Below are 26,273 nucleotides of genomic sequence, written 5' to 3'. Positions count from 1 at the left end.
CATAAAAAAGCCGGCGGCTGCCGGCTTGTCATTACTACTCGTGCGTTATGATGTTGGGGATAGTGTCATCCTTGCGCAACGTCATTATTTCGCAGCCGTTATCAGTTACCACAATAGTATGCTCGTACTGCGCCGACAAGCTGCGATCTTTAGTTTTTACTGTCCAACCGTCTTTCATGGTGCGGATGCGGTAATCGCCAGCATTGACCATCGGTTCAATAGTGAATGCCATTCCTGCTTGCAGCACGACACCACCGTCATCAGCATCATAGTGCAGAACCTGCGGCTCTTCATGGAAACCCTCACCAATACCGTGACCACAATATTCACGCACTACCGAGAAGTTTTCTGCTTCTACAAATTTCTGGATCTCTTTGCCCAAGGTGCGCAGACGGATGCCCGGTTTAACCATTTTGATGGCCAGATACAGGCTTTCTTGTGTCACTCGGCACAAGCGCTCACCAAGGATAGTGGGCTTACCGACAATAAACATTTTTGACGTATCGCCATGGAAGCCGTCTTTAATCACGGTGACGTCGATATTCACGATATCACCATCTTTCAGCACTTTCTCATCACTCGGAATACCGTGACAAATAACTTCATTGACCGAGATACAAACGGATTTTGGAAAACCGTGGTAGCCGAGACACGCTGAGATAGCTTGCTGGTGATTGGTGATATGGTCGTGACAAATTCGGTCAAGCTCGCCGGTGGTGACGCCAGGTTTTACGTGAGGTTCAATGATTTCCAGCACTTCAGCAGCCAAGCGGCCAGCAACGCGCATTTTTTGAATATCTTCAGGTGTTTTGATTGAGATTGCCATGCAAAAGTGTCCGTAGGGGCTGTGAGTTTCAGCCGCCATTAATTAATTATGCCCTTAACTGAGGCATAGAGGTCGAAATGAGCAGGTAAATATCGATTAATAAAAAATCTGCACTAATGGTACCAGCCCTGTAATTTGCTGCCAAACTTTCGTTTGCAGTGACGACACTAAATGCAACAAAAGTTGGTGTGTTGTGGCTGTTTATGGTATAAAGCGCGCCGGCGAACCGCACTCTCTTCTTGGACATGTCCTGGTAAGAAAGCGTTGTTTAGTCGAGCAATACCAATCGCACTCATATGTGTAAATAACACACACGTGTCGACACATACGCCGGGGTGCCCTAAAGTTTTTGGTTATTATCAATTACTTATGGGGTCGGCGTTATGGGACACGTGGAGGCATAACCCCAACTGATACTATAGAGGTTTTAATCATGGCAACTGTTTCCATGCGCGACATGCTCCAGGCCGGTGTTCACTTCGGTCACCAGACCCGTTACTGGAACCCGAAAATGAAGCCTTTCATCTTCGGCGCACGTAACAAAGTTCACATCATCAACCTGGAAAAGACCGTACCACTGTTCAACGAAGCTCTGGCTGAATTGAAAAAGATCTCTTCTCGTAAAGGTAAGATCTTGTTCGTTGGTACTAAACGCGCAGCAAGCGAAGCGGTAAAAGACGCTGCCAACAACTGCGACCAGTTCTTCGTGAACCATCGCTGGTTGGGCGGGATGCTGACTAACTGGAAAACTGTTCGTCAGTCCATCAAACGTTTGAAAGATTTGGAAATCCAGTCTCAAGACGGCACCTTTGACAAGCTGACCAAAAAAGAAGCGCTGATGCGTACTCGTGAACTGAACAAGCTGGAAAACAGCCTGGGCGGTATCAAAGACATGGGCGGCTTACCAGACGCACTGTTCGTTGTTGATGCTGATCACGAACACATCGCTATCAAAGAAGCTAACAACCTGGGTATCCCGGTATTCTCTATCGTTGATACTAACTCCGATCCAGATGGCGTTGACTTCATCATCCCAGGTAACGATGACGCAATCCGTGCAGTTAAACTGTACCTGAGCGCTGTTGCTACTGCTGTCAATGAAGGTCGTTCTCAAGATCTGGCCGTTCAAGCGGAAGAAAGCTTCGTAGAAGCTGAATAATAAGTCAGGCTCGTCGTGAGCCCTTATTAACCAGGTATTGAAATATGTTGGTTAGGGGGCCTTTTATAGGCCCCCTTTGCGTATCTAATGTGAGATCTTGTTTTCACAAGAGAACCGAGGAAATTGAAATGGTTGCTATTACCGCTGCTTTGGTAAAAGAACTGCGTGAACGTACTGCCGCAGGCATGATGGAATGTAAAAAGGCGTTGGTTGAAGCTAACGGCGACATCGAGCTTGCCATCGACAATATGCGTAAATCTGGTCAGGCTAAAGCTGCCAAGAAAGCAGGCCGTATCGCTGCTGAAGGTATCATCCTGGCTAAAGTTTCAGCCGACGACAAATTTGGTGTGATTTTGGAACTGAACTGCGAAACTGACTTCGTTGCTAAAGATGCTGGCTTCAAAGCATTCGGCGAAGAAGTTATCAACGCAGCTCTGGCTGACAAAATCGCTGATATCGACGCTCTGAAAGCTAAGTTCGAAGAACAACGCGCTAACCTGGTTGCTAAAATCGGTGAAAACATCAACATTCGTCGTGTTGCTGTTCTGGAAGGCGATGTTCTGGGTACTTATCTGCACGGCGCACGTATCGGTGTTATGGTTGCGGCAACTGGTGCTGATGAAGAGCTGGTTAAGCACATTGCTATGCACATTGCTGCAAGCAAGCCTGAATACGTTAAGCCAGAAGATGTTCCTGCTGAAGTTGTTGCTCGTGAGCACCAAATCCAGTTGGACATTGCTATCGAATCCGGCAAGCCACGTGAAATTGCTGAGAAGATGGTTGAAGGCCGTATGCGTAAGTTCACCGGCGAAGTTTCTCTGACTGGTCAGAACTTCGTTATGGATCCAAGCAAAACTGTTGGTGATTTGCTGAAAGAGCACAACGCTGACGTTGTAAACTTCATCCGCTTCGAAGTGGGCGAAGGCATTGAGAAAGTTGAGACTGACTTTGCTGCTGAAGTTGCAGCAATGAGCAAACAGTCTTAATGCTAAAAATGGGGCCGCCACCAGGCGGTTCCATTTTATCCAATCTAGAATTTAGTCCGTAGACTTTTAGCGCTTATTGTTGCTCTGAATGTATGACGGTCAAGTCCCCAATATTTTTACTGCTGCTTAGGACAGAACACCATGGCAACCAATGCAAAACCCGTATATCAGCGTATCCTGCTTAAGCTTAGTGGCGAAGCCCTGCAAGGCGCAGAAGGTTTTGGTATCGACGCAAGCGTTTTGGATCGCATGGCTCAAGAAGTTAAAGAGCTGGTCGAATTGGGCATTCAGGTCGGTGTGGTCATTGGCGGTGGTAACTTATTCCGCGGTGCCGGTTTAGCACAAGCTGGAATGAACCGCGTAGTGGGCGACCACATGGGAATGCTGGCTACCGTAATGAACGGCCTGGCAATGCGAGATGCACTGCACCGTGCCTATGTGAACGCCCGCCTGATGTCTGCCATTCCACTTAATGGTGTGTGTGATAATTACAGTTGGGCTGAAGCAATCAGCCTGCTGCGCCACAACCGCGTGGTTATTTTTGCTGCGGGTACCGGTAACCCATTCTTCACTACGGATTCTGCGGCATGTCTGCGCGGTATCGAAATTGAAGCCGATGTTGTGTTGAAAGCAACAAAAGTCGATGGGGTTTACTCTGCAGATCCGGTGAAAAATCCTGATGCAACACTGTACGAACAGTTAACCTATCAGGACGTTTTAGAGCGTGAATTGAAAGTGATGGATCTGGCTGCCTTCACTTTAGCCCGTGACCATAATCTACCTATTCGCGTCTTTAACATGAATAAACCTGGTGCTTTACGTCGCGTAGTGATGGGTGAGAATGAAGGGACTTTAATCACCAAAGAAGTCACATCGATCGCTAAATAAGCGGCTGCCCGTATCGTCAGGGGTGAGAAGATACTGAGCTTGCCCCGTTAGCCAGCAACTGTTGGTTTGTATATTCACCGGCTATACTTATGTTATGGCCTGCCAAGTAACCAGTTTCCAAGGGTTCACAACGTGATTAACGAAATTAGAAAAGATACCGAAGTGCGCATGGAAAAATGCGTCGAAGCCTTCCAGAACCATATCAGCAAGATCCGTACCGGCCGTGCTTCTCCAAGTATCCTTGATGGCATCCAGGTTGAGTACTACGGTACGCCAACACCACTGCGTCAGGTGGCCAACGTTGTTGTTGAAGACTCCCGTACTCTGGCGTTGACTGTTTTCGACCGTAGCCTTAGTGCAGCAGTTGAGAAAGCTATTATGTCTTCAGATTTAGGTCTGAACCCGTCTTCGGCTGGCACCGTTATCCGTGTTCCACTGCCGCCACTGACGGAAGAGCGTCGTAAAGACTTGATCAAAGTTGTTCGCGCGGAAGCAGAGCAGGGCCGTGTTTCAATTCGTAACGTGCGCCGCGATGCTAACGACAAAGTTAAAGCATTGTTGAAAGACAAAGAAATCAGCGAAGATGAAGACCGTCGCTCTCAAGATGACGTGCAAAAGCTGACTGATGCCTTTATCAAGAAAGTTGATGCAGCATTGGCTGCGAAAGAAGCTGAGTTGATGGATTTCTAATCTTCACTCACCAAGCAGAGCGTCGCTTAGGTGGCGCTTTGTTTTTAGCTGGTTCAATATTTTATTAGATTGATGCCGCGCCTATCATAATACCCAAAATAATTCGAGTTGCAGGAAGGCGGCAATTGAGCGAATCCCCAAGAGCTTACACAGGTAAGTGACTGGGGTGAACGAAAGCAGCCAACGTACATGCAGCTTGAAGTCTGATGGGTATAAAACAGTTATTCAGAGCACTCTCATGAAGCAACTGACTATTCTTGGTTCTACCGGCTCCATCGGCAACAGCACTCTGGGTGTTGTGCGCGCTAATCCCGAATTATTCAAAATCACCGCATTGGTCGCTGGCCGCAATGTTGAGCAGATGGCACGCCAATGTCTCGAGTTTTCCCCCCGCTATGCCGCAATGTCTGATGAACCGTCAGCTAAAGCATTGCGCTTGCTGTTGGCCGAAAACGGTTCAAGAACTGAAGTCTATTCTGGCGAGAAAGCCGCGTGTGAATTGGCGGCTATAGATGATGTTGATCAGGTCATGGCGGCTATCGTCGGTGTTGCGGGTTTACCTTCTACGCTAGCGGCCATTCGCGCCGGTAAACAAGTATTGCTGGCCAACAAAGAGTCACTGATTACCTGTGGCAAGCTTTTTATGGATGAAGTGAAGCACAGTCGTGCTCAACTGCTTCCTATCGACAGCGAACATAATGCTATTTTTCAGAGTTTACCTGAACGGGTTCAGTCTCAATTAGGCTATTCTTCACTGAGTGATAATGGTGTTTCCCGCATTATTTTAACTGGCTCTGGTGGCCCACTGCGTGAAACTCCATTAGCCCAATTTGCAGATGTTACTCCGGACCAAGCTTGTGCTCATCCAAATTGGTCGATGGGGCGTAAAATTTCTGTCGATTCAGCGACAATGATGAATAAAGGGCTAGAGTATATTGAGGCGCGGTGGTTATTTAATGCTAGCGCAGAGCAGGTGGAGGTTATTTTACATCCTCAATCTGTGATTCACTCGATGGTGCGCTACCATGATGGCAGCGTATTAGCGCAAATGGGTACTCCAGATATGCGCACACCTATTGCGCATGCAATGGCATATCCACTGCGGGTGAGTTCAGGAGTGGCGCCGTTGGATTTCTGTAACATACGCGAACTGACTTTTGCCGAACCGGATTATCAGCGTTATCCATGCTTGAAACTGGCTATTGATGCATCGAATGCAGGGCAAGCGGCAACAACAACACTGAATGCCGCTAACGAAATATCTGTTATGGCATTTTTGGATTCGAAAATTCGTTTCACTGATATTGCAGTTATCAATCGTACTGTAGTGGATCAGTTATCACTACCAGAGCCTGCTAGTGTGGACGAGGTGTTGGTGATTGACCGTAAAGCCCGTGATATGGCAGCTCAAGTCATCGCGAAATTGAAGAATTAAAAGCCTCATTGGCTGACGCGGGAATTTGTTAGGGCAAGGCTGAGATGATATAGTCTGCACCGTAATGGACAGCTAGACTGTTGATTAGTGGCCCAATAGGTATTTAAACCGTCTATTTTGGCTGTCACTTAAGAAGCCGTGACTTGGTACACGGCTTTTTTTGTGCGCTTACTGCCTAATGTTCGGGATGAACAATTGATTTATTGAGGAAATGAGTTTGCATTATGTCGTCTGTAAATGAAGATAGGGCTAACTTGTCCCCCCTGACTCCACGCCATGTTGCTATCATCATGGATGGCAATGGGCGTTGGGCGAAAAAACAGGGTAAATTAAGGGTTTTCGGTCATAAAGCGGGAGTGAAATCGGTTCGTAGGGCGGTTAGTTTTGCTGCTACTCACCAGTTAGATGCGCTCACGCTTTATGCTTTTAGCAGTGAAAACTGGAATCGCCCTGCTCAAGAAGTCACCGCATTAATGGAACTTTTTGTCCGTGCGCTGGACAGCGAAGTAAAAAGCTTGCATAAACATAATGTTCGTTTATCTGTTATTGGTGATATCAGTCGATTTAGTGAACGTTTACAACAACGGATCCGTCGCTCAGAAGAGTTAACAGCGAATAATGACGGTCTGAGACTTAACATTGCTGCCAATTATGGTGGCCGTTGGGATATTATTCAGGGAGTGCGTCACTTAGCTGAGCAGGTACGGCGAGGCGAGTTGCAACCCACAGATATCAGTGAAGAATCGCTAAACTCGTATATCTGCCTGCATGAGCAATCTGAGGTAGATTTAGTGATCAGAACCGGTGGTGAACATCGCATCAGTAATTTCTTGTTGTGGCAAATCGCCTATGCTGAACTTTACTTTACTGATGTACTCTGGCCTGATTTTGATGAACATGTCTTTGAAGGTGCGCTGAATGCATTTGCACAACGCGAGCGTCGCTTCGGGGGAACTACACCTATCGATGCCACTGCATCCTAGGGGGAACTTTTGCTGAAGTATCGTCTCATAACTGCTTTGATTTTGATTCCGGTTGTCATTGGTGCACTGTTCCTGCTTCCGCCGGTTGGTTTTGCTATTGTCACTCTTGTTGTCTGCATGCTTGCGGCTTGGGAGTGGGGTCAATTAGCCGGGTTTGCCAGTCGTTCTCAGCGTATTTGGTTAGCCATACTGTGTGGTTTTTTACTGGTCTCAATGCTGCTTAGCCTTCCGGCCTACCAGCATTCAGTTCATCTTCCACAAGTGAGCGTCCCTCTCTGGCTCTCTATGGGGTGGTGGGTCGCAGCATTGCTGTTGGTGCTGACTTACCCTCGGTCTGCGGTGGTCTGGCGCGATTCACGTCTCTTACGTATAATTTTCGGCATTCTAACTATTGTCCCATTCTTCTGGGGGATGGTTGCACTGCGCCAGTATGGTTATGATCAGGACCATAATATCGGTGCCTGGTGGCTGCTGTACGTGATGCTGTTAGTATGGGGTGCCGATTCTGGCGCTTACATGTTCGGTAAGTTGTTCGGTAAACATAAATTAGCGCCTAAAGTCTCACCGGGTAAAACATGGGAAGGATTAATTGGCGGTTTACTGACATCAGCTCTGATATCATGGTTGTTTGGTCGATATGCTCCGTTGGATATCATCCCCGAAAAACTGTTAATCTGTTCCGTGGTTGCAGCATTGGCCTCGGTACTCGGCGATTTGACCGAAAGTATGTTTAAACGTGAAGCGGGAATCAAAGACAGTGGTCACTTGATTCCTGGTCATGGTGGGATACTGGATCGTATCGATAGCCTGACCGCAGCTGTGCCGGTATTTGCCTGCTTAATGCTGTTAGTGTTTTAATCCGTCAATGACGGGGAGTTTAGGGAATATGATGAGCATACTCTGGAGCCTGGCCGCGTTCATTATCGCACTGGGGATCTTAATTACAGTGCATGAGTTCGGCCACTTTTGGGTGGCGCGGCGCTGTGGTGTCCGTGTCGAGCGCTTCTCGATTGGTTTTGGTAAAGCGCTATGGCGCCGGACTGATCGCCAGGGAACCGAGTATGTTATCGCCCTTATCCCATTGGGCGGCTATGTTAAAATGTTGGATGAGCGCGTAGAAGCTGTTGCGCCAGAGTTTCGCCATCAATCTTTTAACAATAAAACGGTCTTACAACGTGCGGCAATCGTCAGCGCGGGTCCTATTGCTAATTTCCTTTTTGCTATTATTGCTTACTGGCTGGTGTTTATCATTGGTGTGCCAAGCGTGCGTCCTGTTGTGGGTGATATTTCGCCACAATCCATTGCTGCACAAGCCAATATTTCTCCAGGAATGGAACTTAAGTCAGTAGATGGTATCGAAACGCCTGACTGGGATTCTGTTCGTTTGGCTTTAGTCGGTAAAATTGGTGATAAGCAAACACAAGTCGGTGTTGCTCCATTTGGTTCTGCCAATGTGGTGCAAAAAACACTGGATTTGCGCCAGTGGCAGTTTGAGCCAGATAAACAGGACCCTGTGGTTGCGCTAGGTATAATTCCGCGCGGCCCGCAGATTGAATCAGTCTTAGCTGAAGTCCAACCAGGATCAGCGGCACAAAAGGCGGGTTTACAAGCGGGGGATAGGATAGTTAAAGTTGATGGTCAGTTACTCGATCGTTGGCAAACATTTGTTTTACAAGTTCGAGATAACCCCGGTAAAAAGCTGGTGTTAGATATTGAAAGGGGCGGTACCCCCTTGTCTTTAACCTTGATACCAGATACAAAATCGGTTGGAGAAAACCGCAGTGAGGGTTTTGCGGGCGTAGTGCCGAAAGTTATACCGCTTCCGGATGAATATAAAACGATTCGCCAATATGGCCCGTTCACTGCACTCTACCAAGCTGGGGATAAAACCTGGCAGTTGATGCGGTTGACGGTAAACATGTTGGGTAAACTGATTACTGGTGATGTAAAGCTGAATAACTTGAGTGGCCCGATATCTATTGCACAAGGTGCTGGGGTTTCAGCTGAGTACGGGTTGGTGTATTACCTGATGTTTTTGGCACTGATCAGTGTCAACTTGGGCATTATCAATTTGTTCCCGTTACCGGTGTTAGATGGTGGACATCTGCTCTTCCTGGCGATAGAAAAGCTGAAAGGTGGGCCGGTTTCTGAGCGAGTACAAGACTTCAGTTATCGCATCGGTTCTATTTTGCTGGTGTTATTAATGGGGCTTGCACTTTTCAATGATTTCTCCCGTCTTTAACGGCAGGGGATAGGTTAGGAAGAACGCATAACAACGATGGCGATGAAAAAGTTGCTCATAGCGTCGCTGCTGTTTGGCAGCGCCACCGTATACGGTGCAGACGGGTTCGTAGTGAAAGATATTCATTTCGAAGGCCTGCAACGGGTCGCCGTCGGTGCGGCGTTACTTAATATGCCGGTTCGCGTAGGCGATACCGTCAGTGATGATGACATCGGTCAAACTATTCGTGCGTTGTTTGCTACAGGCAACTTTGAGGACGTTCGCGTCCTGCGCGATGGTGATACGCTGATTGTTCAAGTCAAAGAACGCCCAACGATTGCCAGCATCACTTTCTCCGGTAATAAAGCGGTGAAAGATGACATGCTGAAGCAGAATCTGGAAGCCTCTGGCGTCCGGGTTGGCGAAGCCTTGGACCGTACCACTATATCCAACATTGAAAAAGGACTCGAAGACTTCTACTACAGTGTGGGTAAATACAGCGCTTCAGTGAAGGCTGTCGTTACGCCATTGCCACGTAATCGCGTCGATCTAAAATTGGTCTTTACCGAGGGTGTATCTGCAAAAATTCAGCAGATCAACATCGTAGGTAACCACAGTTTCACAACTGATGAGCTTATCTCACGTTTCCAATTGCGTGATGAAGTGCCGTGGTGGAACGTGGTTGGTGATCGTAAATATCAGAAGCAGAAACTGGCTGGTGACCTTGAAACCTTGCGCAGCTTCTATTTGGACCGAGGTTATGCCCGATTTAACATCGATTCAACCCAAGTGAGTTTGACGCCAGATAAAAAAGGTATCTACATCACTATCAACATTACTGAAGGCGACCAATACAAGCTTAACAGCGTGGTTGTGAGCGGTAATCTTGCGGGCCATCAATCTGAAGCAGATAAGCTGGTGAAGATTGAGCCGGGTGAACTGTTTAACGGCAGTAAAGTTACGCGCATGGAAGAAGACATCAAGAAGATGTTGGGCCGTTATGGTTATGCTTATCCACGTGTCGTATCTCAGCCGGAAATCAATGATGCTGATAAAACAGTCAAACTGCATATCAATGTAGACGCGGGTAATCGCTTCTATGTCCGTAATGTCCGTTTCGAAGGCAACGACACCAGTAAAGACTCAGTGTTGCGCCGCGAAATGCGTCAAATGGAAGGTGCGTGGCTGGGTAATGATCAAGTCGAAGCCGGTAAAGAACGTTTGAACCGTTTAGGCTATTTCGAGACTGTTGATGTTGAAACTCAACGAGTCCCGGGAACTGCTGATCAGGTTGATGTTACTTATAAAGTTAAGGAACGAAACACCGGTAGTCTGAACTTTGGTATCGGTTACGGTACTGAAAGTGGAGTGAGCTTCCAGGTCGGTGTGCAGCAAGATAACTGGTTGGGTACCGGTAATACTGTCGGTATTAACGGCACGAAAAATGATTATCAGACCTATGCTGAATTTACCTTAACTGACCCTTACTTCACTGTTGATGGTGTAAGTCTGGGCGGTCGTATCTTCTATAATGATTTTAAAGCTGATAACGCAGACCTGTCCGGTTATACCAACAGCAGCTACGGTGTTGACGGTACTTTAGGCTTCCCTATCAATGAAAATAACTCATTGCGTGTTGGCTTAGGTTATGTCCATAACGACCTGTCTGATATGGAACCACAAGTCGCGATGTGGCGCTATCTGGATTCAGTAGGCCAACGACCAGGCTATACTGGCCGCGAAGGCTTTACTACTGATGACTTTACGCTGAATCTGGGTTGGACATATAACAACCTTGACCGTGGTTTCTTCCCAACGTCGGGTGTGAAATCATCGGTGAATACGAAAGTGACTGTGCCAGGCTCAGATAATGAGTTCTACAAAGTGACATTCGATACGTCAGCATACCAGCCATTAGATGAAGATCGTTCGTGGGTGCTCTTGGGCCGTGGTCGCTTGGGTTATGGTGGCGGTATTGGTTCAAAAGAAATGCCATTCTACGAAAACTTCTATGCAGGTGGTTCTAGCTCTGTTCGTGGCTTCCGATCTAATAACATCGGTCCAAAAGCTGCGTATTATGCCAATAATGGGGCTACAGTTAATAACTCTACCGATGCGGTAGGGGGGAACGCGATGGCGGTGGCCAGTATAGAACTGATTACACCGACGCCGTTCATTAGCGAGAAATACTCAAACTCTGTACGTACTTCTGTCTTTATTGACTCGGGTACCGTATGGGATACCAATTGGGAAAATACCGCACAAACACGAGCCGCAGGTATTCCTGATTACAGTAAAGCCAGCAATATTCGTGTTTCTGCCGGTGTAGCACTACAATGGATGTCGCCATTGGGGCCTTTAGTGTTCTCATATGCTAAGCCGGTTAAAGATTACGAAGGCGACAAGTCAGAGCAATTCCAGTTTAACATTGGTAAAACTTGGTAATTGATTGGCAAAGTAGTACTGAATTTTAAAGACAGCACTGGTAGTTGAATAACCTAAAGTGGCGTCGGCTTAGGCTGGCGCTGTCTTTAGTATTATTTTGTATTAAGTGCACTTCAAGGTGTCTCTGACACAAACGGGTAATGGTAAGGAGTTTATAGTGAAAAAGTGGTTGTGTGCCGCAGGTCTTGGTTTAGCATTGGCAGCTTCTGCCAGCGTTCAAGCCGCAGACAAAATTGCTATTGTCAACGTTTCCAGCATTTTCCAACAATTACCTGCGCGTGAAACCGTAGCTAAACAGCTGGAAAATGAATTCAAAGGCCGTGCAACCGAATTGCAAGGAATGGAGCGCGATCTGCAGACTAAAATGCAGAAACTGCAACGTGATGGTTCTACCATGAAAGCCAGTGATCGTACCAAGCTGGAAAACGACGTAATGAAACAGCGTGAAACTTTCTCTACTAAAGCCCAGGCTTTTGAGCAAGATAATCGCCGTCGTCAGATGGAAGAGCGTAACAAAATCCTGAGCCGTATTCAGGATGCTGTTAAATCTGTTGCCAGCAAAGGTGGTTATGATGTAGTGATTGATGCAAATGCTGTGGCATATGCAGATCCTTCAAAAGATATCACTGCTGATGTGCTAAAACAGGTTAAATAAAACATGCCTTCAATTCGACTGGCTGATTTAGCCCAGCAGTTGGATGCACAGGTGCACGGTGATGGCGATCTCGTCATCACCGGCATCGCTTCTATGCATTCTGCCGAGCCTTCGCAAATCACGTTTTTGTCAAACAGCCGTTATCAGGAACAACTCGCGACTTGTAATGCAAGTGCAGTTGTATTGACTGAGGCTGACTTACCTTTTTGTAAATCTGCGGCCTTGGTGGTTAAAAACCCTTATTTAACCTATGCGCGCATGGCGCAGATAATGGATACCACACCTCAACCCGCGCAGGATATTGCCCCAAGTGCGGTGATTTCTCCGCAGGCGATAGTGGGAGAGAACGTTTCTGTCGGTGCAAATGCAGTAATAGAGTCCGGCGTTGTGCTGGGCGATAATGTGGTTATCGGTGCTGGCTGTTTTATCGGTAAGAATACTCATATTGGTGCTGGTAGCCGTTTGTGGGCCAATGTTTCCGTTTATCATGAAGTTGTAATTGGGCAAAACTGCCTGATTCAATCCGGTACGGTCATTGGTGCAGATGGTTTTGGCTATGCAAATGATCGCGGTAACTGGATAAAAATACCACAGCTTGGTTCTGTACATATTGGCGATCGGGTTGAGATTGGTGCCTGTACAACAATTGACCGTGGTGCGTTGGATAATACGATTATTGGGAATGGCGTCATCATTGATAATCAATGTCAGATTGCACATAACGTTGTGATTGGCGACAATACCGCAGTTGCAGGTGGTGTTATCATGGCTGGTAGCCTCAAAGTTGGGCGCTACTGTATGATTGGCGGTGCCAGTGTGATCAATGGTCATATGGAGATTTGTGACAAAGTCACAATTACCGGGATGGGAATGGTGATGCGTCCAATCACTGAACCTGGGTTATACTCCTCCGGTATTCCGCTACAACCCAATAAAGTTTGGCGTAAAACAGCTGCTTTAGTGATGAATATTGATGGAATTAATAAACGCTTAAAAGCTATTGAGCGCAAAATCGATAAAGAATAATCACTTAAGCACGAAACTCTGAGCAAATAATCAAACTTATTGGCAACTGATGCCAAAAGTAAGTGTAAAGAGTTCCTAATTTGCGGCCTGCCTAACGCCTCCCTTTTGGGGCTGTGCAGGCCGTGTTGTTGATAGCATCAGTTTTAGACAGGAAGAGTATTTTGACTACTGACACTCATACTCTGCACATTGAAGAGATTTTGGATCTACTCCCGCACCGCTTTCCATTTTTGCTGGTAGATCGCGTCCTCGATTTTGAGGAAGGAAAATTTCTGCGTGCAGTGAAGAACGTCTCTTTCAACGAGCCATTTTTCCAAGGCCATTTCCCTGGCAAGCCAATATTCCCTGGCGTGCTGATATTAGAAGCGATGGCTCAGGCTACCGGGATTTTGGCGTTTAAGAGCCGTGGCAAACTTGAGCCAGGTGAGCTTTATTATTTTGCTGGTATTGATGAAGCACGCTTTAAACGTCCGGTAGTGCCTGGCGATCAGATGATCATGGAAGTTGAGTTTGTCAAAGAACGCCGTGGTCTGACCCGTTTTACGGGTGTTGCAAAAGTCGATGGTGAAATCGTTTGTACAGCAACAATGATGTGTGCTCGTAGCAAACCAGCAACAGCAGTAGTTGCAAAACCTGAAGTTAAGGAGTCCTGATACGTGATTGACAAAACCGCCGTTATCCATCCAAGTTCTATCGTCGAAGAAGGTGCAATTATTGGCGCTGGTGTTCATATTGGCCCCTTTTGCTTTGTCGGATCCCAGGTGGAAATCGGCGCTGGCACGGAACTGAAATCCCATGTCGTCGTTAATGGAATAACAAAAATCGGCTGTGATAATCAGATTTATCAATTTGCTTCGATTGGTGAAGCAAATCAGGATCTGAAATATGCTGGCGAACCTACTCGCGTTGAGATTGGTGACCGTAACCGTATCCGTGAAAGCGTTTCTATCCACCGTGGCACAGTGCAAGGTGGGGGGTTAACGAAAGTAGGTAGCGATAATTTACTGATGATCAACGCCCACATAGCCCATGACTGTATCATCGGCAATCGTTGTATTCTTGCGAATAATGCAACGTTGGGTGGTCATGTAGAAATTGACGATTTTGCCATTATTGGCGGTATGACAGCGGTTCACCAATTTTGCGTGATTGGTGCGCATGTGATGGTGGGCGGCTGTTCTGGGGTTGCTCAAGATGTGCCTCCTTTTGTCATCGCTCAAGGTAACCATGCGACACCATTTGGTATCAATATCGAAGGGTTGAAGCGCCGTGGTTTCGACAAAGAATCACTCCATGCTATCCGTAATGCATACAAATTATTGTATCGTAGTGGTCGGACACTGGATGAAGTAAAACCTGAAATTGCCGAATTGGCGGAGCAACATCCGGCAGTCCAAGCATTCAGTGATTTCTTTGCTCGCTCGACTCGCGGCATTATTCGCTGATTTATGCAAAATAACCCATTACCTGTTGATCGTCCGTTAAGCGGCGGACGTCCTTTAACTATCGGTTTAGTCGCTGGCGAAACATCTGGCGACATCTTAGGTGCAGGATTGATTCGTGCGCTGAAAGCTCAGGTTCCTGATGCCCGTTTTGTTGGTGTCGCCGGCCCCCTGATGCAAGCTGAAGGATGTGAAGCTTGGTTCGAGATGGAAGAATTGGCAGTGATGGGTGTTGTTGAAGTATTAGAACGTCTGCCACGTCTGCTAAAAATCCGAAAAGAGCTGACTCAACGCTTTAGTGAGCTCTCGCCGGATGTGTTTGTGGGTATCGATGCCCCAGATTTCAATATTACCCTCGAAGGGCGTTTGAAACAGCGTGGTATCCGAACTGTTCATTATGTCAGCCCATCCGTTTGGGCCTGGCGACAAAAGCGTGTTTTCAAAATTGGTAAAGCGACCGATATGGTGCTCGCCTTTCTTCCTTTTGAAAAAGCGTTTTACGATCGTTTCAATGTTCCCTGTCGTTTTATCGGCCATACCATGGCAGATGCCATGCCGCTCACTCCCGATAAGCTCGCGGCAAAAGTAGAGCTAGGCATTGCAGAAAATACACCTTGTTTGGCATTGCTACCGGGTAGTCGCCATTCTGAAGTCGAAATGCTCAGTGATGATTTTCTGCGCACAGCGGTTATTTTGAAGCAGCAACTGCCTGATTTAGCCGTGTTGGTCCCTCTTGTTAACAGCAAGCGGCGCGAGCAATTTGAGCGCATTAAAGCTGAGGTTGCACCTGAGCTACCGGTACATTTATTGGATGGCAAGGCCCGTGTGGCGATGATTGCTGCCGATGCAACGTTGCTGGCTTCAGGTACTGCTGCACTAGAATGCATGTTGGCCAAATGTCCCATGGTGGTTGGCTATCGCATGAAACCTTTCACATTCTGGTTAGCCGAAAGGCTGGTCAAAACCCCTTATGTCTCATTGCCTAATTTATTGGCTGGCGAAGAGCTCGTGACAGAGTTGTTGCAACAAGAGTGTCAACCACAGAAATTAGCCGATGCATTGTTGCCGCTATTACAAGGTGGTGAGGCGATTGAGGCCTTAAAAGAACGCTTCCTGATTTTACATCAGAGCATCCGCTGTGGTGCGGATGAACAGGCGGCACAGGCTGTATTGGAGTTAGCAGGACGATGACAGATATCTTTATTTATCCACAGGCAAATCTGATTGCGGGTGTGGATGAAGTGGGGCGTGGCCCTTTAGTGGGAGCGGTTGTCACTGCGGCGGTTATTCTCGATCCTAAACGGCCAATAGTGGGTTTAGCCGACTCCAAAAAACTGAGCGAAAAGCGTCGTTTGTCACTTTATGACGAAATTACGGACAAGGCCTTATCATGGAGCCTTGGGCGCGCTGAACCTGAAGAGATTGACCATCTTAATATCTTGCACGCGACTATGCTGGCAATGCAAAGAGCGGTAGCCGGGCTACATATTACTCCCGATTATGTCTTGATTGACGGCAACCGTTGCCCAAAACTCCCTATGCCGTCATTGGCTGTAGTGAAAGGTGACAGTCGAGTCGCGGAGATCAGTGCCGCTTCAATTCTGGCCAAAGTAACGCGTGATCGTGAAATGACTGAGCTAGATCTCCATTTCCCTGAATATGGTTTCGCACAACACAAAGGTTATCCAACTGCCATCCACCTAGAAAAATTGGCAACTTTTGGGGCAACTGAGCATCACCGCCGTAGTTTTGGCCCAGTCAAGCGCGTGTTGGGTCTGGTGTAAATCATAGAACAACATCCATAACATATGGATATGATTCCTTGGCAATGAGTTGTTGAGGATACGATTCAATCTACTAATTTCTGGTGTCTGGATATGGCCGAACCTCGTTTTGTCCACCTACGTGTTCACAGCGATTATTCCATGATCGATGGATTAGCCAAGATTGGGCCCTTGGTGAAGAGAGCTGCCGCATTAGGCATGCCCGCTCTGGCCATTACCGATTTTACTAACCTGTGCGGTTTGGTAAAATTTTACGGTAGCGCTCATGGTGCTGGGGTCAAACCCATCATTGGCGCAGATTTCTATGTGCAAAGTGAAATCTTGGGTGATGAATTAGCTCACCTGACTGTCCTGGCTCGCAATAATGAAGGTTATCAAAACCTTACTTTACTTATATCTGAAGCTTATCAACGCGGATATGGTGCTGCTGGCCCTATCATTGACCGTGACTGGCTGATTAAACATAAAGAAGGGCTGATTCTGCTATCCGGTGGTCGGATGGGGGATGTTGGCAAGTTTATTCTGCGTGGTAATCATACTCAGGTTGATCAGTGTCTTGAATTTTATCAAGAACATTTCCCTGACAGTTATTATCTAGAATTGATTCGCACCGGTCGGCCGGATGAAGAAAACTATCTGCATGCCGCTGTAGCATTGGCAACCGAACGGGGTTTGCCCGTGGTGGCGACCAATGATGTGCGTTTTATTGATGAATCAGATTTTGATGCCCACGAGATTCGTGTTGCCATTCACGACGGTTTTACACTTGTTGACCCTAAGCGGCCTAAAAATTATAGCCCTCAGCAGTTTATGCGTGATGAAGAGCAGATGTGTGAGCTGTTCGCGGATATTCCTGAGGCACTGGCCAACAGTGTTGAAATCGCCAAACGTTGTAATGTGACTATCCGGCTTGGGGAATATTTCCTACCGCAATTCCCAACCGGGGATATGAGCACCGAAGATTTCCTGGTTGAAAAGTCTAAACAAGGTTTAGAAGAGCGACTGGAACTGTTATTCCCTGATTCTGAAATCCGGGCGCAAAAACGGCCAGCCTATGATGAACGTCTGGAAATAGAACTAAAAGTTATCAACCAGATGGGCTTCCCGGGCTACTTCTTGATAGTAATGGAATTTATCCAGTGGTCAAAAGATAACGGGGTGCCGGTAGGACCAGGGCGTGGTTCTGGTGCAGGTTCTCTGGTTGCTTACGCACTGAAGATTACCGATCTTGATCCGCTGGCATTTGATCTGCTGTTTGAACGTTTTCTAAACCCAGAACGTGTATCAATGCCCGACTTCGACGTCGACTTTTGCATGGAGAAGCGCGATCTGGTGATTGAACACGTTGCGGATATGTATGGTCGTGATGCGGTTTCTCAGATAATTACCTTTGGGACTATGGCGGCCAAAGCGGTTATCCGCGACGTGGGTCGTGTCTTGGGTCACCCCTACGGTTTTGTCGATCGGATTTCGAAATTAGTCCCGCTAGATCCCGGTATGACGCTGGAGAAAGCTTTCGCTGCGGAACCGCAACTGCCTGAAATCTATGAGGCAGATGAAGAGGTCAGGGCGCTAATTGATATGGCGCGCAAGTTGGAAGGGGTAACACGTAACGCCGGTAAACATGCCGGTGGGGTGGTTATCGCGCCAACAAAAATTACCGATTTCGCGCCGCTATACTGCGACGCGGAAGGCAATAACCCGGTTACCCAATTCGATAAGAATGATGTGGAATATGCCGGGCTGGTAAAGTTCGACTTCCTTGGTTTGCGAACACTTACTATCATTAACTGGGCGTTAGAAATGATAAACGCTCGGCGCGCGAAAACCGGATTAGAGCCGATTGATATTGCGTTTATTCCGCTGGATGATAAAAAAAGCTTCGATATGCTGCAACGTTCTGAAACGACAGCAGTATTCCAGCTTGAATCCAGAGGTATGAAAGACCTTATCAAGCGGCTGAAACCTGACTGCTTCGAAGATATGATTGCATTGGTGGCGCTGTTCCGCCCAGGCCCGTTGCAATCGGGGATGGTTGATAACTTTATTGACCGTAAACACGGCCGTGAAGCGATATCTTATCCTGATATTGAATGGCAGCATGAATCTCTAAAACCGGTGCTTGAGCCAACTTATGGCATCATCTTGTATCAAGAACAGGTTATGCAGATTGCTCAGGTTCTGTCTGGTTATTCACTCGGCGGCGCGGATATGTTGCGGCGTGCGATGGGTAAGAAGAACCCGGCAGAGATGGCAAAACAGCGCTCTGTATTTGAAGATGGTGCGAAAAGCCAAGGTGTTGACGGTGAATTGGCGATTAAGATTTTTGACCTGGTAGAGAAATTTGCTGGTTACGGTTTTAACAAGTCACACTCCGCAGCTTATGCTTTAGTCTCTTACCAAACTTTGTGGTTGAAAGCACATTACCCGGCTGAGTTTATGGCGGCGGTAATGACGGCCGATATGGACAACACCGATAAAGTGGTTGGGCTGGTTGATGAATGCTGGCGTATGGGGCTGAAAATTCTGCCTCCTGATATCAACAGCGGCCTGTATCATTTCCATGTAAATGATGAAGGTGAAATTGTTTATGGTATCGGCGCCATCAAGGGTGTTGGCGAAGGGCCGATTGAGGCCATGCTGGAAGCCCGTAAAGAGGGCGGCTATTTCAAAGAGTTATTTGATTTATGTGCCAGAGTTGATACTAAAAAACTCAATCGTCGGATTTTAGAAAAGCTTATTATGTCCGGTGCCTTTGACCGTTTGGGGCCGCACCGTGCCGCATTAATGAGCTCGTTAGGTGAAGCATTAAAAGCAGCAGACCAACATGCCAAAGCAGAAGCTATTGGTCAGGTTGATATGTTTGGTGTATTGGCAGATGCACCTGAGCAGGTTGAGCAATCTTATGCTAATGTGCCGCCGTGGCAGGAGCAGATTGTTTTAGATGGTGAGCGGGAAACGCTGGGGTTGTACCTGACTGGCCACCCAATTACCCAGTATCTGAAGGAAATAGAACGCTATGCCGGTGGGCTGCGTTTGAAAGATATGCACCCGACGGATCGGGGCAAAATGACCATGGCTGCGGGATTAGTTATCGCTGCAAGGGTTATGGTGACAAAACGCGGAAATCGTATTGGCATTTGTACGTTAGATGACCGTTCTGGGCGTCTTGAGGTCATGCTATTCACCGATGCGTTGGAAAAATATCAGCATTTGTTGGAAAAAGACCGTATCCTGATAGCCACTGGACAGGTCAGCTTTGATGACTTTAGTGGTGGACTTAAAATGACCGCCCGTGAGTTAATGGACATCAGTGAAGCTCGTGAAAAATATGCCCGTGGGCTTGCTATATCGCTGACCGACAGGCAAATTGATGACCAGCTTTTGAACCGTCTCCGTCAGTCGTTGGAACCCCATCGAGCGGGGACGATCCCAGTGCATCTTTATTACCAACGGGAAGATGCTCGCGCCCGGCTGCGGTTTGGAGCCACATGGCGCGTGACGCCCACCGATCGCTTATTGATAGATTTGCGAACGTTGGTAGGTAATGAGCAGGTGGAACTGGAATTTGACTAAAATAGGAATGCTATGAGTCTGAATTTTCTTGATTTTGAACAGCCGATTGCAGAGCTGGAAGCGAAAATTGACTCGCTGACCGCAGTCAGCCGTCAAGACGAAAAATTAGATATTAATCTGGACGAAGAGGTTCAGCGTCTACGTGAGAAAAGTGTCGAGCTGACGCGGAAGATATTCTCGGATCTCGGTGCATGGCAAATTGCCCAATTGGCACGCCATCCTCGTCGCCCTTATACCCTGGATTATATCGCTAATATCTTTACCGATTTCGAAGAACTGGCAGGTGATCGCGCCTATGCCGATGATAAAGCTATCGTCGGTGGTATTGCTCGTCTGGATGGCCGCCCGGTGATGATCATTGGTCATCAAAAAGGCCGTGAAACCAAAGAAAAGATTCGTCGCAACTTTGGCATGCCAGCACCAGAAGGTTATCGTAAAGCATTGCGTCTAATGGAAATGGCTGAGCGCTTTAAGCTCCCAATCATTACTTTCATTGATACGCCGGGGGCTTATCCTGGTGTCGGCGCTGAAGAGCGTGGTCAATCTGAAGCCATTGCACGCAACCTGCGTGAGATGTCTCGCCTGAATGTACCTATCGTTTGTACCGTCATTGGTGAGGGTGGTTCTGGTGGTGCATTGGCAATTGGTGTTGGCGATAAAGTGAATATGTTGCAATACAGCACTTATTCCGTTATCTCACCAGAAGGCTGTGCTTCAATTTTGTGGAAAAGTGCTGATAAAGCACCGTTAGCCGCAGAAGCCATGGGTATTACAGCGCATCGTTTGAAAGAACTGAAAATGATCGATTCGGTGATCCCTGAGCCTTTAGGTGGCGCGCATCGTGATTATTTAGCGATTGCGGCCTCACTCAAAGCACAACTTCTGGCTGATCTCAGTGATCTGGATGTTCTGAATAACGAAGAGTTATTAAATCGTCGTTATCAGCGTCTGATGAATTATGGTTATTGTTGAGTCATAGCACTTAGGTAACCCACATAGCTGATCACTTAAGTCAGATAATGAAATCCGGTACATTTATTGTGTACCGGATTTTTTGTTTATAAGCACTCGGCTAACACGATCAAGTCATTATGCAATGTTATCGCCTCCCTTCTGGTGAGGGACGTGTTTAAATGACCCAAATAATATTTTTTAATATCAAAAATGTTAATTAGGTATTTATCTCAAAATAATGTTTAACCTCATAATTTTAAAGTAAAAGGTACCCTGTGTTGAATTTTCATGTTGTTATAGATAGTGAGTGAACAATTTGAGGATTCATCAATGAATATCATCGCAATCATGGGGCCAATGGGGGTTTACTATAAAGATGAACCCATACGAGAGTTGAATGATGCTCTGCTCGCCAGAGGTTTTCAGCTAGTTTATCCTAAGAGCCGTAGTGATCTGCTCAAACTTATTGAGCATAACGAGCGAATTATTGGTGTTATCTTTGATTGGGACCAGCACAGCACAGAGCTTTGCGCTGAGATTAATGAGCTAAACGAATATCTTCCACTTTACGCATTTATTAATACAACGTCGTCATTGGACGTTAGTTTGAATGAAATGCGCATGGCACTTTATTTCTTTGAATATACTCTGAATGCTGCTGAAGATATTGCGCAACATATTGAACAATATACGGCAGAGTATATGGATAGCATTACTCCGCCTTTAACCAAAGCTTTATTCAATTACGTCAAAGAAGGTAAGTATACTTTTTGTACACCCGGACATATGGCGGGAACGGCTTTTCAAAAAAGTCCCGTTGGAAGTTTGTTCCATGACTTCTTTGGTGCGAATACTCTCAAAGCAGATATTTCAATATCCGTCACTGAACTTGGCTCATTACTCGATCACACCGGGCCACATCTGGAGGCTGAGGAATATATTGCCCGTACTTTCAATGCCGAACAGAGTTATATGGTGACGAATGGCACGTCAACGGCAAACAAAATTATTGGCATGTATTCATCCCCCGCGGGAAGTACAGTACTGATTGACCGCAATTGCCATAAGTCTCTGACGCACCTTTTGATGATGAGCGATATTATTCCTCTCTATTTGTGCCCACTGCGTAATGCTTATGGCATTTTAGGCGGAATCCCGCAGCATGAATTTACCAAGGAATCTATTACGGCAAAAGTTGCGCAGACGAGCAATGCCAGTTGGCCGGTGCATGCGGTAATAACTAATTCTACCTATGATGGTTTACTCTATAATACTGATTATATTAAGCAGACATTAGATGTACCTTCCATTCACTTTGATTCCGCCTGGGTTCCTTATACTAACTTTCATGAAATTTATGAGGGTAAGAGTGGCATGAGTGGTGAGCGAATTGCGGGGAAAGTATTCTATGAAACGCAATCAACACATAAATTATTGGCCGCATTCTCTCAAGCATCCATGATTCATATTAAAGGTGATTACAATGAAAGCACTTTTAATGAAGCTTATATGATGCATACCACCACCTCACCCAATTATGGGATTGTTGCTTCGATGGAAACAGCGGCTGCAATGATGCGGGGTAACCCTGGTCGCCGAATGATCTTGCGCTCTATTGAGCGAGCTATGCATTTTCGCAAAGAAGTCCGCCGACTACGTTCAGAGAGTGATAATTGGTTCTTTGATGTTTGGCAGCCGGAAGATATCGACGAAATAACCTGTTGGCCACTACAACCTGGGCAAAAATGGCATGGTTTTAGCCATGCAGATGCTAATCATATGTATCTTGATCCGATAAAAGTAACTATTTTGATGCCGGGAATGAGCAGTGAAGGGGGGCTTGAAGATGAAGGGATCCCTGCGGCACTGGTCGCAAAGTTTTTGGATGAACGCGGGATCGTGGTTGAGAAAACCGGGCCTTATAATTTGCTGTTTTTATTCACTATTGGTATTGATAAAACCAAGGCAATGAGTTTATTGCGTGGCCTGACTGACTTTAAACGTGCTTTTGATCTTAATTTGCGAGTTAAAAATATGCTGCCGGATCTGTTTGCTGAAGATCCGGATTTTTACCGCCATATGCGCATTCAGGATCTGGCTACGGGTATCCATAAAATGATCCGTCGGCATGATTTACCTCGTCTGATGCGCCAGTCATTTAATGTGTTGCCTGAGATGAAACTCACGCCATATAACATGTTTCAGCAGCAGATCCGCGGTAATATAGTTGCTTGTGATATGGCTGATCTGATTGGCAAGGTGGTCGCCAATATGATTTTACCTTATCCGCCGGGTGTTCCATTGGTGATGCCAGGGGAAATGATCACCGAAGAGAGCCGCGCAGTATTGGATTTCCTCCTAATGCTTTGTGCTATTGGCGCACATTACCCTGGATTTGAAACCGATATACACGGTGCCACGCGCGATGATGATGGGCGTTACTGGGTCAATGTTCTCAATATAAATGAATGAGTTGGAGTGATATATGCTGGCAATACGTCAGGTTCATCACATTGCAATCATTGGCTCAGATTATCAAGCCAGCAAAAAATTCTACTGCGATGTATTGGGTTTTCGCCTCATGAGCGAAGTTTACCGTGAAGCACGGGATTCGTGGAAAGCTGATCTGGCGTTAAACGGTCAGTATACGATTGAGCTATTTTCCTTTCCTTCTCCTGCCGCTCGTCCCAGCCGCCCGGAAGCATGTGGCTTACGGCATTTGGCTTTTCAAGTTGATGATATTGAGCAGGCAGTACGGGAACTTGAAGTCGCCGGTGTGATTTGCGAAGCAGTTCGCATTGATCCCTATACACAATCACATTTTACTTTCTTTAATGACCCAGATGGTTTACCTCTGGAACTCTATGAATTGACACCGGAATAAGATGAGCGCCACTTCTGCTACACCCAATGTGTTACTTAACCCATTATTCGCGCAATTGGGAGAACATCGGCATGTTTTGGTTGGGTTCAGCGGTGGCCTCGATTCCAGTGTATTGCTACATTTATTGGTTTGCCTGCGTGATCAACTTATTCCTGATTTGATGATTCGCGCTATTCATATTCACCATGGTTTAAACCCACTAGCAGATAGTTGGGTAAAGCATTGTCAGCAACAGTGTCGGCAATGGAAAATTCCACTGGAAGTGGTGCGCGTCAGTATTGATACGCGTCATGCGGGTATTGAGGCGGCGGCAAGAACCGCTCGTTATGAGGCTTTTACCTCACATTTAGCCGCCAATGAAGTATTGCTTACTGCCCAGCATTTAGATGATCAATGTGAAACCTTCCTGCTGGCCCTTAAACGCGGCAGTGGTCCCGCGGGCTTATCCGCAATGGCGGCTAAAATGCCTTTTGCTCACAGCCAGCTATGGCGGCCATTATTAACATTTTCTCGTGAAATATTAGAGAACTATGCCAGAACGCAGCATCTGCAATGGATTGAAGACGACAGTAATCAGGATGATCGTTTCGATCGCAATTTCTTACGATTAAGAGTCTTACCTTTGCTGAATCAGCGCTGGCCACATTTTGCTCAAGCTACCGCGCGCAGCGCCAGTTTATGTGCGGAGCAGGAGCAACTGTTGGATGAGTTGCTGGCCGAGAATCTGCAGCAACTGCAAAATACTGAGGGCGCGCTGTCCGTCGAGGGGTTATTACTGGCCTCAGAGGTTAAGCGCGCAGCAATATTACGCCGTTGGTTAGCTGAGCGAGGTGCCTCAATGCCATCGCAGAGTCAACTGCAACGTTTGTGGTTGGAAGTGGCGATGGCCAGGCAAGATGCCGAGCCTCAATTAATGGTTGGTGCCCATCAGGTTCGCCGTTTCAGGCAATATTTATATCTGTTACCAGCACAGACAGAAATACGAATATCACATCTGCTTTGGGCTAAAGTTCAGGCAACATCTGACCAAGTGGCGGCTGTGCCCGCGCCTTTGATTTTACCTGCTCACCTTGGGGTGCTGAGCTTTGCGACAGAGGCTGGGCAAGCCATTAAGGTTCCCGCCATTGGTGAAGAAATAAGCATACGCTTTGGTTTGCAAGGGGATATCAAGATTGTCGGGCGGCATCATTCGCGCCACAGTAAGAAAATATGGCAGGAGCTAGGTATCCCGCCATGGCAGCGGGAACGTATTCCGCTGGTGTATTTTGGTGAGCAATTAATTGCTGCGGCAGGTGTTTTTGTCACTCAGATGGGGCAAGCTAAAGAAAGCGAACCGTGTTGGCACCTTCATTGGGCCAAACCGGAATCGAATAATAAGAATAAATAAGATTGTTAATTTTTGAGGAGCAATGATGAAATTAGTCGTTAGTCTGGTCGTATTCAGTTTATGTAGTTTTTCGGCACTGGCAAAAAATGATATTGAAGCAGGTCGTGCAAAGTCAGCCAGTTGTGTAGCTTGTCATGGTGCACAGGGTAAGGTTTCTGTCCCTATGTATCCTAACCTGGCCGGGCAGAATGCCATGTATTTAGAGCAATCATTAAAAGCGTATAAAAAAGGAGAGCGGACGGGTGGGCAAGCTGGAGTGATGCAGGCTTATGTAACCCCTTTAACCGACGATGATATCTCTGATTTGGCTGCTTATTATGCGAGTTTAAAGCCTTAAATTTACTTATATAAGCTCATCGGTGCAACTGGTCTGAACCTTGAAGTCTATTGGGTTTATAAAGCAGATTGGTCAGCTCTGAATGCAAAACGGGCCACTGAAAAGTGGCCCGTCTTAACGGTGCAGAAACTATGATGCACTTACTACCACCGTCCCGATTTCGGGGTGACTGAAGCTGGCTATGTGGTCAAGACGTAACTCACGCATTGTCCCTTCCTGCTCGACAATCAGGTATTCGACCTTTTTTCTCAGCAGCAGATCGCTAGCTTTACCTTCTACGATCTCACCGCCTCTCAACTTCAACGTCAGTATCAGGTGATGTTGGCAGGCGAGTTCCAGATTATCGTAGTCATCACAATTGATGGGTTGATACTCTTCACTCATCGACATAATCGCTCACCAATAAGTTAGCGGCGGCAAAGGCCGCCTGTTCCCTAACGGAGGACGGAAGTGCGTCGTTAGCCGCAACTTCGTCCAATGCTTTCAATACACAACCCAGTGCATCTGACACATAGCCCTGGTCACCACTAGCTATTTGCGCATAAAAACGGCGTACTAATTCACAGTATTGCTGCACGGTAATCCTCCTGGAAAA

24 protein-coding genes are annotated in these 26,273 nt (G+C 46.8%); 21 read left to right on the top strand and 3 right to left on the bottom strand.

The window, feature by feature from the left end:
- Window positions 1-34: 34 nt before the first annotated feature.
- Entirely contained in the window at window positions 35-826 is a 792-nt protein-coding gene (gene map / locus F0T03_RS16765) for a type I methionyl aminopeptidase (RefSeq protein ID WP_050078629.1), read from the bottom strand.
- Between the two features lie 433 nt (window positions 827-1,259).
- Between map and rpsB the strand changes: the two genes are divergently transcribed.
- From rpsB to F0T03_RS16660, 21 genes are all read left to right on the top strand, one after another.
- Window positions 1,260-1,985, top strand: a complete 726-nt coding sequence (gene rpsB, locus F0T03_RS16760; protein WP_004715071.1) for a 30S ribosomal protein S2 — start codon at window positions 1,260-1,262, stop codon at window positions 1,983-1,985.
- Window positions 1,986-2,113: 128 nt separating this feature from the next.
- A complete protein-coding gene (gene tsf, locus F0T03_RS16755) occupies window positions 2,114-2,971 on the top strand; it encodes a translation elongation factor Ts (RefSeq protein ID WP_145555960.1) in 858 nt (285 codons plus the stop codon).
- 141 nt (window positions 2,972-3,112) lie between these two features.
- Entirely contained in the window at window positions 3,113-3,859 is a 747-nt protein-coding gene (gene pyrH / locus F0T03_RS16750; RefSeq protein ID WP_005185746.1) for a UMP kinase, read from the top strand.
- Window positions 3,860-3,991: 132 nt separating this feature from the next.
- Window positions 3,992-4,549 carry a ribosome recycling factor gene (frr, locus tag F0T03_RS16745; protein ID WP_145555959.1) on the top strand — a complete coding sequence of 186 codons (558 nt, stop codon included), beginning with the start codon at window positions 3,992-3,994 and terminating at the stop codon, window positions 4,547-4,549.
- Window positions 4,550-4,787: 238 nt separating this feature from the next.
- Window positions 4,788-5,984, top strand: a complete 1,197-nt coding sequence (gene ispC / locus F0T03_RS16740; RefSeq protein ID WP_145555958.1) for a 1-deoxy-D-xylulose-5-phosphate reductoisomerase — start codon at window positions 4,788-4,790, stop codon at window positions 5,982-5,984.
- Window positions 5,985-6,208: 224 nt separating this feature from the next.
- Window positions 6,209-6,967 carry a (2E,6E)-farnesyl-diphosphate-specific ditrans,polycis-undecaprenyl-diphosphate synthase gene (ispU, locus tag F0T03_RS16735; protein WP_145555957.1) on the top strand — a complete coding sequence of 253 codons (759 nt, stop codon included), beginning with the start codon at window positions 6,209-6,211 and terminating at the stop codon, window positions 6,965-6,967.
- A gap of 9 nt (window positions 6,968-6,976) precedes the next feature.
- Window positions 6,977-7,825 carry a phosphatidate cytidylyltransferase gene (gene cdsA, locus F0T03_RS16730; protein WP_145555956.1) on the top strand — a complete coding sequence of 283 codons (849 nt, stop codon included), beginning with the start codon at window positions 6,977-6,979 and terminating at the stop codon, window positions 7,823-7,825.
- Window positions 7,826-7,853: 28 nt separating this feature from the next.
- Window positions 7,854-9,209 (top strand): sigma E protease regulator RseP, encoded by a 1,356-nt coding sequence (rseP, locus tag F0T03_RS16725; RefSeq protein ID WP_145555955.1) that lies wholly within the window; start codon window positions 7,854-7,856, stop codon window positions 9,207-9,209.
- A gap of 36 nt (window positions 9,210-9,245) precedes the next feature.
- Window positions 9,246-11,633: an outer membrane protein assembly factor BamA gene (gene bamA, locus F0T03_RS16720; RefSeq protein ID WP_145555954.1), complete on the top strand. Its 2,388-nt coding sequence runs from the start codon at window positions 9,246-9,248 to the stop codon at window positions 11,631-11,633.
- A 157-nt stretch (window positions 11,634-11,790) separates the two neighbouring features.
- Entirely contained in the window at window positions 11,791-12,288 is a 498-nt protein-coding gene (skp, locus tag F0T03_RS16715) for a molecular chaperone Skp (RefSeq protein ID WP_011816966.1), read from the top strand.
- Window positions 12,289-12,291: 3 nt separating this feature from the next.
- Window positions 12,292-13,314, top strand: a complete 1,023-nt coding sequence (gene lpxD, locus F0T03_RS16710) for a UDP-3-O-(3-hydroxymyristoyl)glucosamine N-acyltransferase (RefSeq protein ID WP_159679569.1) — start codon at window positions 12,292-12,294, stop codon at window positions 13,312-13,314.
- 161 nt (window positions 13,315-13,475) lie between these two features.
- Window positions 13,476-13,967, top strand: a complete 492-nt coding sequence (gene fabZ, locus F0T03_RS16705; protein WP_145555952.1) for a 3-hydroxyacyl-ACP dehydratase FabZ — start codon at window positions 13,476-13,478, stop codon at window positions 13,965-13,967.
- Between the two features lie 3 nt (window positions 13,968-13,970).
- Complete coding sequence (gene lpxA / locus F0T03_RS16700; RefSeq protein ID WP_145555951.1) at window positions 13,971-14,759, top strand: acyl-ACP--UDP-N-acetylglucosamine O-acyltransferase; 789 nt, start codon at window positions 13,971-13,973, stop codon at window positions 14,757-14,759.
- A gap of 3 nt (window positions 14,760-14,762) precedes the next feature.
- Window positions 14,763-15,947 carry a lipid-A-disaccharide synthase gene (gene lpxB, locus F0T03_RS16695; RefSeq protein ID WP_159679567.1) on the top strand — a complete coding sequence of 395 codons (1,185 nt, stop codon included), beginning with the start codon at window positions 14,763-14,765 and terminating at the stop codon, window positions 15,945-15,947.
- Window positions 15,944-16,540 carry a ribonuclease HII gene (gene rnhB, locus F0T03_RS16690; RefSeq protein ID WP_159679565.1) on the top strand — a complete coding sequence of 199 codons (597 nt, stop codon included), beginning with the start codon at window positions 15,944-15,946 and terminating at the stop codon, window positions 16,538-16,540. The genes lpxB and rnhB overlap by 4 nt, the downstream gene beginning before the upstream one ends.
- A 93-nt stretch (window positions 16,541-16,633) precedes the next feature.
- On the top strand, window positions 16,634-20,116 hold the full coding sequence (dnaE, locus tag F0T03_RS16685) for a DNA polymerase III subunit alpha (RefSeq protein ID WP_159679563.1): 3,483 nt from the start codon (window positions 16,634-16,636) through the stop codon (window positions 20,114-20,116).
- Window positions 20,117-20,128: 12 nt separating this feature from the next.
- Window positions 20,129-21,088, top strand: coding sequence for an acetyl-CoA carboxylase carboxyl transferase subunit alpha (accA, locus tag F0T03_RS16680; protein WP_077175360.1), 960 nt, complete (start codon window positions 20,129-20,131; stop codon window positions 21,086-21,088).
- A gap of 312 nt (window positions 21,089-21,400) precedes the next feature.
- The gene (locus F0T03_RS16675; protein WP_159679561.1) at window positions 21,401-23,542 is read left to right on the top strand and encodes a lysine decarboxylase LdcC; all 2,142 of its coding nucleotides are present in this window, start codon (window positions 21,401-21,403) and stop codon (window positions 23,540-23,542) included.
- 13 nt (window positions 23,543-23,555) lie between these two features.
- Window positions 23,556-23,954 (top strand): VOC family protein, encoded by a 399-nt coding sequence (locus F0T03_RS16670; RefSeq protein WP_145555946.1) that lies wholly within the window; start codon window positions 23,556-23,558, stop codon window positions 23,952-23,954.
- A gap of 1 nt (window position 23,955) precedes the next feature.
- Window positions 23,956-25,341 (top strand): tRNA lysidine(34) synthetase TilS, encoded by a 1,386-nt coding sequence (gene tilS / locus F0T03_RS16665; RefSeq protein ID WP_159679559.1) that lies wholly within the window; start codon window positions 23,956-23,958, stop codon window positions 25,339-25,341.
- Window positions 25,342-25,363: 22 nt separating this feature from the next.
- A complete protein-coding gene (locus tag F0T03_RS16660) occupies window positions 25,364-25,678 on the top strand; it encodes a c-type cytochrome (RefSeq protein ID WP_145555944.1) in 315 nt (104 codons plus the stop codon).
- Window positions 25,679-25,807: 129 nt separating this feature from the next.
- On the opposite strand, the gene rof is transcribed toward F0T03_RS16660, so the two are convergent.
- Window positions 25,808-26,068: a Rho-binding antiterminator gene (gene rof, locus F0T03_RS16655; RefSeq protein ID WP_002218374.1), complete on the bottom strand. Its 261-nt coding sequence runs from the start codon at window positions 26,066-26,068 to the stop codon at window positions 25,808-25,810.
- A complete protein-coding gene (locus tag F0T03_RS16650; RefSeq protein WP_004391680.1) occupies window positions 26,055-26,255 on the bottom strand; it encodes a YaeP family protein in 201 nt (66 codons plus the stop codon). The genes rof and F0T03_RS16650 overlap by 14 nt, the downstream gene beginning before the upstream one ends.
- Between the last annotated feature and the right edge of the window lie 18 nt (window positions 26,256-26,273).

The sequence above is a fragment of the Yersinia canariae genome, from assembly GCF_009831415.1.
Lineage (GTDB): Bacteria > Pseudomonadota > Gammaproteobacteria > Enterobacterales > Enterobacteriaceae > Yersinia > Yersinia canariae.
This window is presented reverse-complemented; position numbering and strand designations above follow the sequence as displayed.

Excerpts from the sequence above, each read along its gene's own strand:
- map (WP_050078629.1), bottom strand. The coding sequence starts at position 826 with ATGGCAATCTCAATCAAAACACCTGAAGATATTCAAAAAATGCGCGTT.
- rpsB (WP_004715071.1), top strand. The coding sequence starts at position 1,260 with ATGGCAACTGTTTCCATGCGCGACATGCTCCAGGCCGGTGTTCACTTC.
- tsf (WP_145555960.1), top strand. The coding sequence starts at position 2,114 with ATGGTTGCTATTACCGCTGCTTTGGTAAAAGAACTGCGTGAACGTACT.
- pyrH (WP_005185746.1), top strand. The coding sequence starts at position 3,113 with ATGGCAACCAATGCAAAACCCGTATATCAGCGTATCCTGCTTAAGCTT.
- ispC (WP_145555958.1), top strand. The coding sequence starts at position 4,788 with ATGAAGCAACTGACTATTCTTGGTTCTACCGGCTCCATCGGCAACAGC.
- ispU (WP_145555957.1), top strand. The coding sequence starts at position 6,209 with ATGTCGTCTGTAAATGAAGATAGGGCTAACTTGTCCCCCCTGACTCCA.
- rseP (WP_145555955.1), top strand. The coding sequence starts at position 7,854 with ATGATGAGCATACTCTGGAGCCTGGCCGCGTTCATTATCGCACTGGGG.
- bamA (WP_145555954.1), top strand. The coding sequence starts at position 9,246 with ATGGCGATGAAAAAGTTGCTCATAGCGTCGCTGCTGTTTGGCAGCGCC.
- lpxD (WP_159679569.1), top strand. The coding sequence starts at position 12,292 with ATGCCTTCAATTCGACTGGCTGATTTAGCCCAGCAGTTGGATGCACAG.
- lpxB (WP_159679567.1), top strand. The coding sequence starts at position 14,763 with ATGCAAAATAACCCATTACCTGTTGATCGTCCGTTAAGCGGCGGACGT.
- rnhB (WP_159679565.1), top strand. The coding sequence starts at position 15,944 with ATGACAGATATCTTTATTTATCCACAGGCAAATCTGATTGCGGGTGTG.
- dnaE (WP_159679563.1), top strand. The coding sequence starts at position 16,634 with ATGGCCGAACCTCGTTTTGTCCACCTACGTGTTCACAGCGATTATTCC.
- accA (WP_077175360.1), top strand. The coding sequence starts at position 20,129 with ATGAGTCTGAATTTTCTTGATTTTGAACAGCCGATTGCAGAGCTGGAA.
- F0T03_RS16675 (WP_159679561.1), top strand. The coding sequence starts at position 21,401 with ATGAATATCATCGCAATCATGGGGCCAATGGGGGTTTACTATAAAGAT.
- F0T03_RS16670 (WP_145555946.1), top strand. The coding sequence starts at position 23,556 with ATGCTGGCAATACGTCAGGTTCATCACATTGCAATCATTGGCTCAGAT.
- tilS (WP_159679559.1), top strand. The coding sequence starts at position 23,956 with ATGAGCGCCACTTCTGCTACACCCAATGTGTTACTTAACCCATTATTC.
- F0T03_RS16660 (WP_145555944.1), top strand. The coding sequence starts at position 25,364 with ATGATGAAATTAGTCGTTAGTCTGGTCGTATTCAGTTTATGTAGTTTT.
- rof (WP_002218374.1), bottom strand. The coding sequence starts at position 26,068 with ATGTCGATGAGTGAAGAGTATCAACCCATCAATTGTGATGACTACGAT.